General features: G+C 68.6%; 11 protein-coding genes. 2 read left to right on the top strand and 9 right to left on the bottom strand.

The window, feature by feature from the left end:
• Positions 1-9: 9 nt before the first annotated feature.
• Positions 10-1977, bottom strand: coding sequence for a prolyl oligopeptidase family serine peptidase (locus ASD35_RS04810; RefSeq protein WP_056873755.1), 1968 nt, complete (start codon positions 1975-1977; stop codon positions 10-12).
• 160 nt (positions 1978-2137) lie between these two features.
• On the opposite strand from ASD35_RS04810, the gene nadB reads away from it, so the two are divergent.
• Positions 2138-3751 (top strand): L-aspartate oxidase, encoded by a 1614-nt coding sequence (nadB, locus tag ASD35_RS04805; RefSeq protein WP_056873754.1) that lies wholly within the window; start codon positions 2138-2140, stop codon positions 3749-3751.
• A gap of 69 nt (positions 3752-3820) precedes the next feature.
• On the opposite strand, the gene ASD35_RS04800 is transcribed toward nadB, so the two are convergent.
• The 8 genes from ASD35_RS04800 to kduD form a co-directional block, all read right to left on the bottom strand.
• A complete protein-coding gene (locus tag ASD35_RS04800; RefSeq protein WP_056873753.1) occupies positions 3821-4111 on the bottom strand; it encodes a late competence development ComFB family protein in 291 nt (96 codons plus the stop codon).
• A gap of 53 nt (positions 4112-4164) precedes the next feature.
• Entirely contained in the window at positions 4165-5265 is a 1101-nt protein-coding gene (gene nadA / locus ASD35_RS04795; protein WP_056873752.1) for a quinolinate synthase NadA, read from the bottom strand.
• Positions 5266-5357: 92 nt separating this feature from the next.
• Positions 5358-6311 (bottom strand): hypothetical protein, encoded by a 954-nt coding sequence (locus ASD35_RS04790; RefSeq protein WP_056873751.1) that lies wholly within the window; start codon positions 6309-6311, stop codon positions 5358-5360.
• Between the two features lie 137 nt (positions 6312-6448).
• Positions 6449-7255: a DNA-binding transcriptional regulator KdgR gene (gene kdgR / locus ASD35_RS04785; RefSeq protein WP_056873750.1), complete on the bottom strand. Its 807-nt coding sequence runs from the start codon at positions 7253-7255 to the stop codon at positions 6449-6451.
• A gap of 45 nt (positions 7256-7300) precedes the next feature.
• Positions 7301-8563: a polysaccharide lyase family 1 protein gene (locus tag ASD35_RS04780; RefSeq protein ID WP_056873749.1), complete on the bottom strand. Its 1263-nt coding sequence runs from the start codon at positions 8561-8563 to the stop codon at positions 7301-7303.
• On the bottom strand, positions 8560-9648 hold the full coding sequence (locus ASD35_RS04775; protein WP_056873748.1) for a pectinesterase family protein: 1089 nt from the start codon (positions 9646-9648) through the stop codon (positions 8560-8562). Before ASD35_RS04775 ends, ASD35_RS04780 begins: the two co-directional genes overlap by 4 nt.
• A complete protein-coding gene (locus tag ASD35_RS04770) occupies positions 9645-10814 on the bottom strand; it encodes an oligogalacturonate lyase family protein (protein ID WP_056873747.1) in 1170 nt (389 codons plus the stop codon). Before ASD35_RS04770 ends, ASD35_RS04775 begins: the two co-directional genes overlap by 4 nt.
• Before the next feature lie 170 nt (positions 10815-10984).
• Positions 10985-11746 (bottom strand): 2-dehydro-3-deoxy-D-gluconate 5-dehydrogenase KduD, encoded by a 762-nt coding sequence (gene kduD / locus ASD35_RS04765; protein ID WP_056874596.1) that lies wholly within the window; start codon positions 11744-11746, stop codon positions 10985-10987.
• A 439-nt stretch (positions 11747-12185) separates the two neighbouring features.
• Here kduD and ASD35_RS04760 point away from each other — a divergent pair, with 439 nt between their 5' ends.
• On the top strand, positions 12186-15119 hold the full coding sequence (locus tag ASD35_RS04760; protein WP_082579922.1) for a TonB-dependent receptor: 2934 nt from the start codon (positions 12186-12188) through the stop codon (positions 15117-15119).
• The last annotated feature ends 134 nt before the right edge of the window (positions 15120-15253 follow it).

Below are 15253 nucleotides of genomic sequence, written 5' to 3'. Positions count from 1 at the left end.
ATCGTTTCGTCAAGGTTGCAGATGCTGGGCCAGGAAGGCCGCCATGCGCTCGAACAGGTCCACGCGGTTCTTGACCATGCCGAAGCTGTGGCCCTCGTCCGCGTACGTGAGCCAGACCGGCTCATTGCCCGCCTCGCGCAGGGCGTCGCGCATGCGCTTGCCATGGGCCAGCGGCACGCGGCGGTCCGCCTCTCCGAAGGCCAGCAGCACTGGCGCCTTGATTCGTGTGGCCTGCCTGACTGGCGAGTTGGCGGTGATCATGGCGGCGTCCTTTTGCAGGTCGCCGACCATTTCGGGCAGGCGGTGCCTGCGCGTCTCGCCGCTGGTGTCGTCGTCGACCCACCACGACCCTTTGAGCAGCAGCTCCAGGTCGGTCACGGCCACCCAGGCGGCGCCGCAGCGGTAGAGATCGGGGTCATTGACCAGGCCCATCAGTGCGCTGTAGCCACCGTAGCTGCCGCCAGCGATGCAGGCCTTGTCGCTGGCGATGCCATCGGCCTGGGCCCATCTCAGCGCGTCGGCCACGTCGTGCTGCATGGCCTGGCCCCATTGCTTGAAGCCGGCGCGGAAATGTGCCTGGCCATAGCCCGTGCTGCCGCGGAACTCGGGCTCGATGACGGCGAAGCCGCGCGAGGCCAGGAACTGGGCATACGGCCGCCAGCCCCAGGTGTTGCCGCGCACCCAGGGCCCACCGTGCACGAGGACGACAGCCGGCAGCGCACCCTTGGCCTCGGCGGCCTTCGTAACCCAGACGGGCAGGTCGCGGCCGTCACGGGCCTGGATGCGGTGGAACTCCATCACCGCCATCTCGGAGGGCTTGATGTCGTCGCGGACGCGGCCGACGGCACGCCAGTTCTTCTCGCCTGCGGGCGGTTGCGCCTGGTAGACCCAGAGCTGGCCGGGGTCGCGGTCGCTGTAGGAGCGCACCAGGGCCGTCATGTCGGGCTCGCCGCAGCGGCGGCAGCTGATGTGGTTGACGCGGCCGGGCATGCGCGCATCGGCCTCCTCCTGAAGCGCCTTCAGGGCGGGGTGAAACCAGACGGTCGTCTCGCCGTCCGTCACCACGCGCACGCCCAGGGCCGCGCCGCTGCCGGCATCGAGCACCTGGCCGGCGTAGCTGAAGCCGGGTGTGACGACCAGCGGCTTGGCTTCAGGTGCGTGGCGCTCGAAGTCGTAGCGGCTGAGCACCGTCTCGCCGGCCTTGCCGCGGGCCTGCGTCACGTAGAGCTGGCCGGCGCCGTCGACCGCGTGGATGCCGAAGGGTGCATCGAACAGGCCGCTCTCGAACAGCGGCTGCCAGTCGTCGCGGCCCGGCCCGCGCCACAGCGCGGCGAGGCGCCCCCCGCGCCGCGTGAGGGCCACGCGCAGCTCGCCCTGGCCGTCGGTGATCCAGTCCACCGTGTCGGGCGGCGCGTCGACGCCGGGCGGGCGCGTGCGGCCGGTGCGCGTGTTGAGCCACAGCGGCGTGGCCAAATGGCGCTCGTCCAGCGAGACCTCGGCGACCAGCACCTCCTCGTGGGTCTCGCCGGCGCGCGGGTATGGCACGCGCAGCAGCCGGTGGTTCCAGTCCAGCAGGCGCTCGTGGCGGTTGCTGCCGTCGCTGACGACGGGCCGGTTCATGCGCCGCACGAGTTGGCGCATCTCGCTGCCGTCGGGGTTGACCGCATACAGGCCCGGCGCGCCATTGGGCCGGCCGCTGCCGTCGGACAGGTCGACGACGCCGAAGATCAGGCGGTTGTCGTTGACCCAGTGGACCTGCGACACGTCGCCGTCCGAGAACTGGGCGGTCCGCAGCGCCTTGCCGGTGCCCAGGTCGAAGACAGCCAGGCCGGTGCGCTTGGCGCCGCGCGCCGTCGTGATGGCCAGCTTGCGGCCATTGGGTGACAGCGTGGCCTCGGTGATGTCCGGGGCCTTGAAGAAGACTTCAGCCGGCGGCGCGGCCTGCGCAGCAACCGCCGCGAGAAGGAAGACGGCCATGCCGCCAACCCAGCGTCTCAAAGTCTCCACGTGGTGCTCCCTGCGCTGCTTCTTCGGCAGCGGCGCGGAGCATAGGGCAGATGGCATGGAGGCAGGCTCGTCCAATCGGCAATCCTCACCAACCTGAGCGCCGGCCTGCACTGCAGGACAATGCCCCGCCATGACTGCTGCCCAACCCGACGCGCCCGTCGTCATTATCGGCGCCGGCCTTGCCGGCTTGACCGTGGCCCTGCACCTGGCCGACAGCGTGCCCGTCGTCGTGCTCGCCAAGCGTGAGCTGACCGAAGCGGCCACCGCGTGGGCGCAGGGCGGCATCGTCGGCGTGCTGGGCAGCGACGACTCCATCGACAGCCATGTGCGCGACACGCAGGACGCCGGTGCCGGGCTCGTCGACGAAGAGGCCGCCCGCTTCATCGCCGAGCGCAGCGCCGCCGCGGTGGGCTGGCTGGTGGCCCAGGGGGTGCCCTTCACGGCCGACGACACCGGCCCCATGGGCCTGCACCTGACGCGCGAGGGCGGCCATGCGGTGCGCCGCATCGCCCATGCGGCCGACGCCACCGGCAAGGCCATCCACGACCAGCTGCTGGCCGTCGCTCGACGCCACCCCAACATCACGCTGCGCGAGCGCTGGATGGCGCTGGACCTGATCACGTCGCGCCACGCCCAGCGCGACGAGCCGACGCGGGTCTATGGCGCTTATGCGCTGGACATCGACACGCAGCGCGTCGAGACGCTGGCGGCGCGCGCCGTCGTGCTGGCCACGGGCGGCGCCGGCAAGGTCTACCGCTACACGACCAACCCGGACACGTCCACCGGCGACGGCATCGCGATGGCCTGGCGCGCCGGCTGCCGCGTGGCGAACATGGAGTTCATCCAGTTCCACCCGACCTGCCTTTATTTTCCGAGTGGCCACCCGCAGGACCGCAGCTTCCTCATCACCGAGGCGTTGCGTGGCGAGGGCGGGCACCTCAAGTTGCCCGACGGCACGCGTTTCATGGCCGCGCATGACGAGCGCATGGAGCTGGCGCCGCGCGACATCGTTGCCCGCGCGATCGACTTCGAGATGAAGAAGCACGGCCTGGACCATGTGTGGCTGGACGCGACACACCTCGGCGAGGCCTTCCTCATCGAGCATTTCCCGACCATCCATGCACGCTGCCTGAAGCTGGGCATCGACATCGCCCGGCAGCCCATCCCGGTCGTGCCGGCCGTGCACTTCACCTGCGGCGGCGCCGTGACCGACCTCGCGGGCCGCTGCGACCTGCCGGGCCTCTACGCCGTGGGCGAGACCGGCTACACCGGCCTGCATGGCGCCAACCGGCTGGCCAGCAACTCGCTGCTTGAATGCGTGGTGCTGGGTCAGACGTGCGCGGCCGACATCCTGGGCCACGCGCCGCAGGCGCCCGCCCCGCTGCCGGCGTGGGACGAGAGCCAGGTCGAGAATGCCGACGAGCAGGTCGTCATCGCCCACAACTGGGACGAGCTGCGCCTGCTGATGTGGAACTACGTCGGTATCGTGCGCACCACCAAGCGCCTGGAGCGGGCGCTGCACCGCATCGCGCTGCTGCGCAGCGAGATCGACGACTACTACGCCAACTTCCGCGTCACCCGCGACCTGCTGGAGCTGCGCAACCTCGTCGACTGCGCGGAGCTGATCGTCAGGTCCGCCCTGATGCGGCACGAGAGCCGCGGCCTGCACTACAGCCGCGACTACCCGCAGACGCTGCCGGTGAGTTTCCCGACGGTGTTGATCAGTGAGGGCAGGCGCCGCTGAAGCTCAAGGTGCCGGCTCGACGTAGTCCACGCGGCTGGTTGACCATGGCGAACTTCATGGAGGCTGAGATTACTTCCGCGCCCTCAGCGCCGTCCGCGCCTGCACGAAATTGAACGCGTACGCCACCGCCTCAACGATGGCGTTGTCGATCTCCAGGCGCTCGTGCTCGGTCAGGTAGAAGCTGAAGTCCACCTCGTGGCGGATGTAGCGCGGCGGCAGGCGGTTCAGGGCCACGCAGGCGACGTCGCAGAGCAGGTCTTTGCTGCTGGCGATCTCGGGGAAGTCCTTGGACGCGTCCAGCACCGCGCCGAAGACCTCGCGCTCGTGGTGGTTGTACAGGGAGCTGAAGTCGGCGTTCATGGCAGGCGTCCTCGCGAGGATGTTGGGCGATGGAATGCCGGTTTATAGCGCCATCAGGCCGCGCCGATGCCAGGTGTCATGCCCGCGGCGGCCTTCTTTCGCGCGGCGACGAAATCCAGCATGCGCGTGATGCAGCCCTGGGCCTTCACACGGATGGCCTCGTCGACATGGATCTCGGGCCGGCCGCTTTCAAGGCAGTCCACCAGGTTGGCCAGCCCGTTCATCGCCATCCATGGGCAATGCGCGCAGCTCTTGCACGTGGCGCTGTTGCCGGCGGTGGGCGCCTCGATCAGCGTCTTGCCCGGCGCCAGCTGGCGCATGCGGTGCAGGATGCCGTTGTCGGTCGCGACGATGTACTCCTGGGCCGTGCCTTCGACCACGGCCTTGATCAACGCCGAGGTCGAGCCGACGACGTCAGCCTGCTCGACGACGCTCTTGGGCGACTCGGGGTGGACCAGGATCTGCGCGCCGGGGTGCTCCTGGCGCAGCAGGTCCAGCTCCAGTCCCTTGAACTCGTCGTGCACGATGCAGGCGCCGTTCCACATCAGCATGTCGGCGCCGGTCTGCTCCTGGATGTAGCGGCCCAGGTGCCGGTCGGGCGCCCACAGGATCTTCTCGCCCTGCGCATGCAGGTGCGACAGGATCTCCAGCGCACAGGAGCTGGTCACCATCCAGTCGGCGCGCGCCTTCACGGCGGCGCTGGTGTTGGCGTAGACGACGACCTTGCGGTCCGGGTGCGCGTCGCAGAAGGCCGCGAAGTCGTCGGCGGGGCAGCCCAGGTCCAACGAGCAGGTCGCGTCGAGGTCGGGCATCAGCACGCGCTTCTCGGGGCTGAGGATCTTGGCCGTCTCGCCCATGAAGCGCACGCCGGCCACGACCAGCGTCTGCGCCGCGTGGTCGCGGCCGAAGCGGGCCATCTCCAGCGAGTCGGCGACGATGCCGCCGGTGGCCAGCGCCAGGTCCTGCAGCGCGCCGTCGACGTAGTAGTGGGCGACGAGCACGGCGTTGTGCTTCTTGAGCAGCGCCGCCGCGCGCTCGGCCATCGCATTGCGCTCGGCGGGGGCCAGCGGCGCGGGCGTCTTGGCCCAGGCGTGGGCGGTGGAGCAGGCGCCGGCGGCGTCCTGCTTGGTGTAGTCGAAGAGGATTTGGGACATGGTGTTTCGGCCCGAGGATCGGGAAACGGCCGTATGCCCGCAAGTGTCGCGCAGAGCCGGCCGGGCCGGGCGGCCGGCCCGCGCAAACCCTGTCAGGGCAGGCGAATGACGTCCTCTTCGCGCACGCGCACGGTGCGGACCGGCTCGTTGCCCAGGCGGTAGGTGACGGTGAGCAGCTTGCGGCGCCCGGGCAATGGGTCGAAGCCGAACAGCTCGTTGCGCACCTCCGCCTCGAAACGTTCGCCGCGCACCTGGGCGCGCAGCGCCTGGGTCACGTCCACCCAGCGGTCTTCGGCGCCATAGCTGGCGCTCTCGATGACGAGGCGGCCGCCGCCTGGCCGCGCCGGGCCCCAGTCGCCCGGGTCGCTGCGGCGGCCCCAGTCGCCCCGGCCCCAGCCGATGAACTGGTTGCCGTCCACCGTCTGGTACTCGCGGTACTCGAAGCTGCGCTGCTGGCCGGCGCGGTCGCGGGCGACGATGCGCAGCACCTTGGTTTGGCCCGGGTCGGGGTCGATGCCGCTGAAGACGTCGTTGGTCAGGCGGAAGCGCTCGTCGCGCCGCGCCAGTTCCCGCAGGCGGTCGGTCACGTCGACTTCGCGTCTGCCGGTGCCGTAGGTGGCGTACAGGATGGTGAACTCGCCATCGTCGCGGCGGTCGCCGCCGTGCCGTCCGCGCGATTCGTTGGACTCGCCCCAGTTGCCGCGGCTCCAGCCGATGAACTGCCCGCCGTCGATCCAGTCGCGTTCGCGGTAGTCGACCTGGCGCTCGCGGCCCTGGCGGTCGCGCACGAAGATCTGCAGCGTTTTATCGCGGCCTGGAGCGGGGTCGACACCGAAGAGGTCGTTGCTCAGGCGGAAGCGCCGGTCCTGGCGCGCCAGCTCGCGCAGTCGGTCGGTCACGTCGACCTGGCGGTGCTCCGTGCCGTAGCGGGCATGCAGGATGACGAACTCCCCGTCATCGTCGGCGCGCGCCGACAACGGCACGCCGGCCAGCAGGCTGGCCCCCAAGGCGGCGCCCAGGCCGAAGTTGAAGTGGCGTCGTTGCATGGCGAATCTCCTTGTTGTTGGATGACCATCGCGGTCGCCCTGTTCAACGCGGAAGCGAGCGCCGCCGCCCACTGTCCGCCGCAGCGAAAGTCTCTCCCCACCGTAAAGCTCGTAACGCCGCGTCACGCGGCGTGGCCCTAACTTGCGATCTGGATCGGGTAGCGGGTGCAGCCCAGCTTCTCGGAGATGTCCTTGCTGGCGGTCTGCAACATGCGAACGACCTCGGGGGCCTTCTCGACGTCGAAGCGGAAGGTCGGGAACGACACGCTCATGCCGGCGATGGGCTGGCCCAGGCGGTCGAAGATGGGTACGCCGAGGCAGCGGATGTGGTCGTCGAACTCCTCGCGGTCCTCGCCGAAGCCTTGGGCGCGGACCGTCTCCAGCTCCGCCAGGAAGGCGGGGCGCTCGGTGATGGTCTTGTCGCGAAAGCGCGTGAAGGTGGCGCCGTCGAGGATGCGGTCGCGGCGCTCCGGGTGCTCCCAGGCCATCAGCACCTTGCCGATGGCCGTGCAGTGCAGCGGCGCGCGGCGGCCGATGCGCGAATACATGCCCAGCATGTGGCGCGAGTCGACCTTGTGGATGTAGATGATCTCGCTGTCGATGAGGCTGCCCAGGTGGACGGTCTCGCCGGTCGCGTCGGCCAGCATTTGCATGTGGTGCTTGGCCAGGTCGACGAGTTCGGGGGAGGGCAGGGCCTTGGCGCCGATCTCGAACATGCGCATGGCCAGGCCGTAGCGCTCGCTGTCGGCCTCCTGGCGCACATAGCCCAGGCCCTTCATTGTCTGCAGGAAGCGGTAGACGGTGGCCTTGGGCATGGCCAGGCGTACCGACAGGTCGGTGATGCCGATGTCGCTGCGTTCGCCCAAGGCGTTCAGGATGGCGAACACCTTGAGTACCGCGGCAACCGATTCCGGTTGCTTTGAATCACCAATGTCGTCGTCCATCGTTTCGATTCTTTCGAGCGCTTGTTCCAGAGTGCGGATTCTGACTCAGGCCCGGCGTGGCCCCGCGCCACTGCGGATTTGCTCAACAAGACGATCGGCAGGGGGCGAGTGCAGCGCTGCGGTGTCGTAGACGTCCTCGGGGCGCCAACCGACGTCGGGCGACAGCGACTCGCCGGGGTGGGCGGCGCGCCAGGCAGCCCCGATGTCGACCGGGCGGCCGTTCAGGCGGTTGCCGCGATCCAGGAAGGCCGTGCCCTTGAGTCGGCGGATCAGCCTGTCGGCGCCGATGCCGGGCGGCAATTCCCAGGCGTTGGACTCGCTGACGATGCGCGACTGGATGCCCACGCCCAGCGAATAGCCGAAGTCCTCGGCCTGATCGGCGCTGAACAGGTTGCCGATGACGTGCACGCGGCCGAAGCGCACGCGCGGCGTGCGTTCCTTGCAGGCGTGGAAGTGGTTGTGATGCAGCGTCACGCGCAGCTTGCCGGTGTCCGAGGTGAGGCCGTCGCTGTTGCCGATCAGCATGGTCTTGTCGTGGGCCTGGAAGCGGCACCAGGACACGGTGACGAGATCGCTGCCGTTGGTGATGTCCAGCAGGCCGTCGTGATGCTGCACGCGCTGGCCCAGGCGGATGGGTTCGAGCTTGTCGGGATGGTTGCCGTCGTCGAACAGGCAGTGGTCCACCCAGACGCGCTCGGCGCCGCGCAGCGACAGCGCGTCGTACTCCGAGTTCCATTCGCCGTGCCCGTTGTCGCGCGGCTCCCAGGCGGGGAAATGGTCGTAGGCGTCGGAGAAGCGCAGGTCGCGGATGACGATGTTGCTGACCTTGTCCAGCAGCACCATGCCGTGCTGGAAGCCCGCGCCGGGCGCGGCGCCCAGCAGCGTCGTGTTGGACGGCACACGCACGATGGAGACCTCGGCCTGGCGCTTCTCGGAACGCTTGCGGGCGTCTTCCAGCGGTCCCTTGGGATCGTCGCGGCCCCAGGTGGCGGGATCGAACGCGCGGTCGAAGGCGTCGAAGTTGAACGCGGGGTCGCGGAAGGCCTCGACACCGCCGGGGCACAGGTCGATGAAGCTGTGGAGGCGGATGATCTTGGGCTTGTCGCCCAGGCGCAGCGCGGCGTCCAGGCCGGCGCGATCGTGCACGTCGAAGACATGCTCGGGAATGGCTTTGGCGCCGCCCGTGGTCGCGCCGACGCCGGCCCAGCCGAGCGGGTTGTCGACAGGGAAGGGCGGCGCCGTGCTGGCGCAGCCGCCCAGGGTCGACAGGGCGGTGAGCGCGAGGAGGTGGCGGCGGGTGACGGTCATGGACGGTTGTTGAATTCGCTGAGGCGATTCGAGGCGGCGTCGAAGGGGCGGCGCGACGTGCTGGCGGCCCAGGGGCCGATGTGGGCGCCGATCTCGCTGTCGCGCACGACGGCCACGCCATTGGGGCTGGTGCCGGCCTGCCACGTGCCGGCCTTGACGCCGGCATCCCAGGCGCGGCCGATGGCGGTGGCACCGGGCGCGATGCCCGGCTCGCCGACGAGGCGGCTGTGCGTGACGAGGAAGCCCTGCGCCACGTCCGGCGCCGTGCTGGGCGCCAGGATGATGCCGCCATGGCCGGGCGTGCGGCGGTTGGCGCGCGTCAGGATGGTGGAGTGCTCGATGACCAGCACCGCGTTGCCGAAGATGAAGTCCACATCGCCGGCAATGAGGCTGTGGCGGATCAGCTGGCGCGCCGGCGCGTCGGCCGTGCGACGCTTGGCGTACAGCGTGTCCTGATGGCCCAGCAGGCGCACGCCTTCGAGCTGGATGCGGTCGCCCATCAGCGTCAGAGCCACGGCCTGCGCGCCGCCGCTTTCACCGACGCCGGGCGGGTAGGCCTCGCCGCGGCGCACGCCATCCATCGCGTCATTGGCGATGGTCAGCGAGATCAGCTGCACGTCGTTGCTGTGCACCAGCATGCTGGTACTGCCGCTGGTGCCGATGGTGGTCTTGCCAGGCTCGGGCCAGCAAGGATGGGCGGCTTCATCGGCGCCCTTGGGTTTGCCGGCGAAGCGGTTGTCCACCAGCACGACGGCGGCGGCGTCCAGCGCCGAGCCGACCAGCGCCAGCGGTGCCTTGTCCTTGATGCACAGCGGGCCGCGGTAGATGCCGGGCTGGATGTGGATGACCCAGCGCTTGCTGCCTTCGGCAGGCACCTTGTCGATGGCGGTCTGCACCGACTCACCCGGCCTGACGGTGAAGTCCGGCGCCGCAGCGGCGAGGTCGGCCAGCGGCGCGGGCTTCCAGTCGCCGAGGTAGGCCGCCGCGGTGTGCGCGGCGGCCTGCTCGGCCGGCAGCTGAGGGCGTGCTTGCCCCTGAACTGCCGTGACGGCAAACAAACCCGCGAAGGCCAGGGCGAGCTTCACAGGTCGACCAGATAGAGCGCTGGCTCCACGCCGTTCGCGCGCTCCTTGTCGCAGCTGAACAGCACCTGCTTCTCGTCGGGCGTGAAGCTGGGGTGCGGATGGGTCACCTGGCGGTTGTCCTTGTAGACGTCCCAGCCGCTGTCGTGGCGCGCGATGGGGCGAGTCTTGCCAGCCTTCAGGTCGAACAGGTGCAGATACGGGTCGCCCACCAGCATCTCGTTGCTGGCCGTGCGGTCGTGGCTGACCTTGCCGACGCCGTCGCCGACGATCAGCGTGCCGTCGTGGTTGCTCATCAGGTGCGAGCACTGCGGCATGGTGGTCAGCACCTGGTTCTCCAGCGTGACCGGGTCCAGGCTGCAGATCCAGCGCTCGGGCGACTTCTCGTTGTAGCTGACGTAGATCATGGCGCTGCCGTCCGGCACCCAGAACTCGTGCGTGCAGCTTTCGCCGGCCTGGTGCTCCTTGCCGCAGCGGCGGTTCGTGCCGTCCTCGTCGATGAACCACATGCGCGCGTCGATGAGGTCGTGCGGGCCCTCGTGGCAGTAGGCGACGGTGTTGTCGTCGAAGGGGCGGTACTGCGGATGGCCCAGCCAGCCGCGCTGCTCCAGGATGACGCTGCGCTGGCCGGTTAGCAGGTCAACGCTGAAGAGCCGGCACAGCGGCTTCTTGTGGAACATCTCGTTGAACTTCTGCCAGGTGTTCAGCGGGAACCAGTCGGCGGCCGAGATCTCGATGCCGACCATCTTCGTGCAGGCGCTGTTGGCCACCCAGGTGCCGTAGCCCACCCAGCCGTCCGGCACGACGTAGACGACTTCTTCCTTCAGCGTGGCCAGATCCAGCCGGATGAGGTTGCGGTCGGCGCGCACGAAGTAGAGGTGCCGGTCATCGGGGCTCAGGAAACCGCCGAAGGTGTTCTCGCCGGCGCCATCGGTGAGCTGGATGCATTTCTGCGTGTCCAGGTCCAGCAGGTGGTAGTTCCAGTTCGGGCTGGGCTGGGGGCCGAACTCACCGCCGAAGATCAGCTTGCGGCCATCGTTCGTGAAGCACTTCTGATAGAAGTAGTTGCGATGGCAGGTGACATCGGGCGGCGTCAGCCGCGTGACGCGCGCGCCGGTGTCGGGGTCCTCGCGGGTGAGGAATTCAAGCTTGCGTTCGGTGGACTTCATGACGGCATCTTCGTGGGTGCGTTGAGCATTGCGGGCCGAGCGCCGGGCCGTCCCAAGCCGGCCCGCCTGGCGCGGTGCACGCGGCTCGATGCCGTGTGCATCACCGTCCCCGCGGGGGACCGACCAGACTCGCCGCGTTCAGCTGGCGAGATTGGGCGAGGGGCAAACAGTCACCTCGCCAGCCAGCCGCCGTCGACGGCGATGGTGTAGCCGTTGACGTAGTCCGACGCCTGCGACGCCAGGAACACGACCGGGCCGGCCAGGTCCTCCGGCTTGCCCCAGCGGCCGGCGGGGATGCGCTCGAGGATGGCGCTGTTGCGCTGCTCGTCGGCGCGCAGCGCGGCGGTGTTGTTGGTGGCCATGTAGCCCGGGGCGATGGCATTGACGTTGATGCCGTCTTTCGCCCACTCGTTGGCCATCAGCCGCGTGATGCCCATGACGCCGCTCTTGCTGGCGGTGTAGGAGGGCACGCGCACGCCGCCCTGGAAGCTCAGCATCGACGCGATGTTGACGATCTTGCCGCCCTTGCCCTGGGCCATGAAGACCTTGGCAACGGCTTGCGACAGGAAGAACACCGATTTCAGGTTCAGGTCGATGACGTCGTCCCAATCGGCCTCGGAGAACTTGATGGCGTCCTCGCGGCGAATGATGCCGGCGTTGTTGACGAGGATGTGCAGCTCGCCGTTCAGCGCCTTGGCCTGGGCGACCAGATCGGGAATGCAGCTGACCTCGGCCAGGTTGGCGCGCAGGTCCAGGAAGCGGCGGCCCAGCTTCTCGACGCCGGCCTTGGTGTCGTCCGGGTCGGAGACGTTGACGCCGACGACATCGGCGCCGGCCTGCGCCAGCGCCAGCGCCATGCCCTGGCCCAGGCCCGTGTTGCAGCCGGTCACGATGGCCGTCTTGCCGGCCAGATTGAAGTTCTGAAGAACCATGTTTTTGTCCAAGGTGCGCGGGCGCACCGGTTGCGTCGAATGGCCGGCGGGATGCTGGAGATGCAGGGCCGGGGTAGACCGCTCAAGTTGAAACGCGGTTCCAAAAAATTCGGGTGACCGAAGCTTAGAGGGGCGCGAATCGTCGCGGAATCATGGTTTCTATTTAGTGAACCACTGTTCCGATTTTGCCATCTTCACCCTATCATCGTCCACAACCGAGCTCTGCGACACATCCTGTAACGGGCATGTGCAGCGTGTTCGAACAGTTCTCAATCCGCCGCGACCGCTGTTTCAGGCGTCGCACACCGGCTTTCGCACTGCAGCGGCGCCGGTCTTCAGTATTGACGGGTGCCCTGCGTGCGCCCGGGTAACAGACCCGCAAAACCCGAGAGCTGCCAGCGCGAACCCGCCCAGGCGGCCTTGCACCAGGAGACCCTTCATGCCCGCATTCCGTCCGTCCCGCCGCCTTGCCCTGCACCCCGTGGCGCTGGCCGCCGCCCTGATCGCCGCCCCCGCATGGGCGCAGACCGCCGCGCCGGCACCGGCTGCCGCGCAGCTGGAGACCGTCACCGTCACCGGCATCCGCGCCTCGCTGGAAAGTGCGCTGAACGCCAAGCGCCAGGACAAGGGCATCGTCGATGTCATCAAGGCCGAGGACATGGGCAAGTTCCCGGACACCAACCTGGCCGAGTCGCTGCAGCGCATCCCGGGCGTGGTGATCGACCGCGACGCCGGCGAAGGCCGCAACATCACCGTGCGCGGCCTGGGCGGCGACTTCGCCCGCACCCGCATCAACGGCATCGAGGCGCTGGCCACCACCGGCGGCACCGACAGTTCCGGCGGCGCCAACCGCACCCGCGCCTTCGACTTCAACGTCTTCGCGGCCGACCTCTTCAACTCGCTGACGGTGCGCAAGAGCAGCTCGGCCGACGTGGACGAAGGCTCGCTCGGCGCCACCATCGACCTGCAGACCGCGCGGCCCTTCGACATGAAGAAGTTCGTGGCCGCCGTGTCCGTCAAGGGCACCTACAACGACCTCTCGGGCAAGGCCACGCCCAAGGCCTCCTTCCTGATCTCCAACACCTTTGCCGACAACCGCATCGGTGTGCTGCTGTCGGGCGCCTACTCCAAGCGCAAGGTGTATGAGGAAGGCTTCAGCACCGTGCGTTGGGACAACGGCCCGTCCAGCGGCGGCTGGTGCTCCCCGGTCGGCGTCACGCCGGCCAGCCCGGCCTCGACGGCGCAGACGGCCGCCTTCTGTGGCGCCTCGACCGACGCAGCCCGCCTGCCCAACACGGCGGCAAACGTGACCGCCTACAACACGGCGTCGCTGGCCACCAACTTCCATCCACGCCTGCCGCGCTACGGCCGCCTGACGCATGACCAGGAGCGCCTGGGCCTGACCGGCTCCATCCAGGTGCGCCCGGCCGACACCATGCTGCTGACCTTCGACATGCTGTACAGCAAGCTCGATGCGACCCGGCAGGAAGACTTCCTCGAAGCCATCTCCTTCAGCCGCAACCTGTCGCAGGGCGGCAAGCAGCAGACCAGCGTCGTCGAGGCGGAGTTCGCGCCCAGCGGCCAGATGCTCTACGGCAAGTTCAACGGCGTGGACGTGCGCTCCGAGTCGCGCTTCGACAAGCTCTCCACCATCTTCAGCCAGCCCACGTTGACCGTGGAGCAGGAGATCGGCGATCACGTCAAGGTGACGGTGCGCGGCGGCCGCGCCACGTCCAAGTTCGACAACCCCATCCAGACCACCACGACGCTGGATGCGCCCAACGTCAACGGCTACGTCTTCGACGCCCGCCGCGATGACCGCGCGCCGCTGCTCAGCTACGGCAACCTCAACCCCGCTGACCCCAGCGGCGCGCTGCGGATCCAGGGCGTGCCGGTCGGCCAGACCGCCATCACCAACTTCACGCCCAGCGAAATCCGCCTCCGCCCCAACGGCGTGACCAACAAGCAGGACGTCGCCACCGCCGACGTGGCCTGGGAAATCATCCCCGACGCGCTGACGCTGAAGGCCGGCGTCAGCTACAAGAAGTTCAGCTTCACCAGCTACGACATGCGGCGCACGGTGGAGACGATGAACACGCTGCCCGCCAACGTCATCCCCAACGGCCTCGTGACGACGCTGACGGGCTTCGGCAAGGGGCAGAACCTGCCGGACGGCTCGGTCACGTCCTGGGTCATTCCCAACCTGGACGCCATCGCCCAGGCCTACGACATCTACTGCAACTGCCTGAAGACCGGCCCGGCCGGCGGCCCCGGCGACTACCGCCTGACCTCCATCACCAACGGCAGCGCCCGCGGCGGCAACCGTGCCATCACCGAGACCGACACCGGGACCTGGCTGATGGCCGACTTCGAAACGCGCCTGGGTGGCCTGCCGGTGCGCGGCAACGTGGGCACGCGCTACGTCAAGACCGACATCATGGCCAGCGGCTACCTCGCCACCGGCGGCGGCAGCCTGGTGACGGCCGACCGCATCTACAAGGACTGGCTGCCCTCGGCCAACGTGGCGGTCAACCTCGCCAAGAACCTGATCGCACGCGCCGCGGCGGCCAAGGTGATGTCGCGTCCGCCGTTGCAGAACCTGAACCCCGGCGGCACGCTGAGCACCACCGGCACGCTGAGCTACACCGGCGGCAACCCGGCGCTGGACCCGTTCCGCGCCACGACGCTGGACGCGAGCCTGGAGTGGTACCACTCCAAGAACGCCTTCCTCGGCCTGGGCCTGTTCCAGAAGAAGATCAAGAGCTACGTGCTGACGCAGGGCCGCGACATTCCGTACAACCAGACCGGCCTGCCGATGTCGCTGCTGCCGACCAACTTCACGGGCGAGGAGCTGTTCCGCGTCAGCGCGCCGGTCAACACCCAGGGCGGCAAGCTCAGCGGTTTCGAGATCAACGTGCAGCAGCCCTTCAGCTTCCTGCCGAGCTGGGGCCAGAACTTCGGCCTGCTGGCCAACTACACGCAGGTCAAGTCCAAGATGGACTACGTGCTGTCGACGGCACTGAACTCGCCGACCGTGCGTGAAGACCTCGTCAACCTCTCGCCGCGTTCCTGGAACGTGTCGGTCTATTACGACGACGGCACCTTCAGCGGCCGCGTCTCCACGTCGGCGCGCTCGGCCTTCCTGACCACCATCCCGGCCGGCAACAACCAGGACGTGGCGGGCAAGAACAAGACGTTCAACGTCGACCTGTCGATGGGCTACAAGCTCAGCAAGCAGCTGGAGCTGACCTTCGAGGCCACCAACCTGACCAACCAGCCGAACGACCAGTTCATCTCCCGTGCGATGAACAACGTGGTGGTGAACAACTACACCGGCCGCGAGTTCATCGTCGGCGGCCGCTACAAGTTCTGAGGCGGGCATGAGCTGAGCCAAGGGCGCAGGCCTCCGTCCTGCACCCTCCCACATGCGGCGCCCTGCAGGTGCCGCAGAAGAAAAGAGCCGGCCGCCGCCCACCGGGCGAGCGCCAGGCCAGGACAACGGAGACA

This window comes from Pelomonas sp. Root1444 (assembly GCF_001426885.1).
Taxonomy (GTDB): Bacteria; Pseudomonadota; Gammaproteobacteria; order Burkholderiales; family Burkholderiaceae_C; genus Pelomonas.
This window is presented reverse-complemented; position numbering and strand designations above follow the sequence as displayed.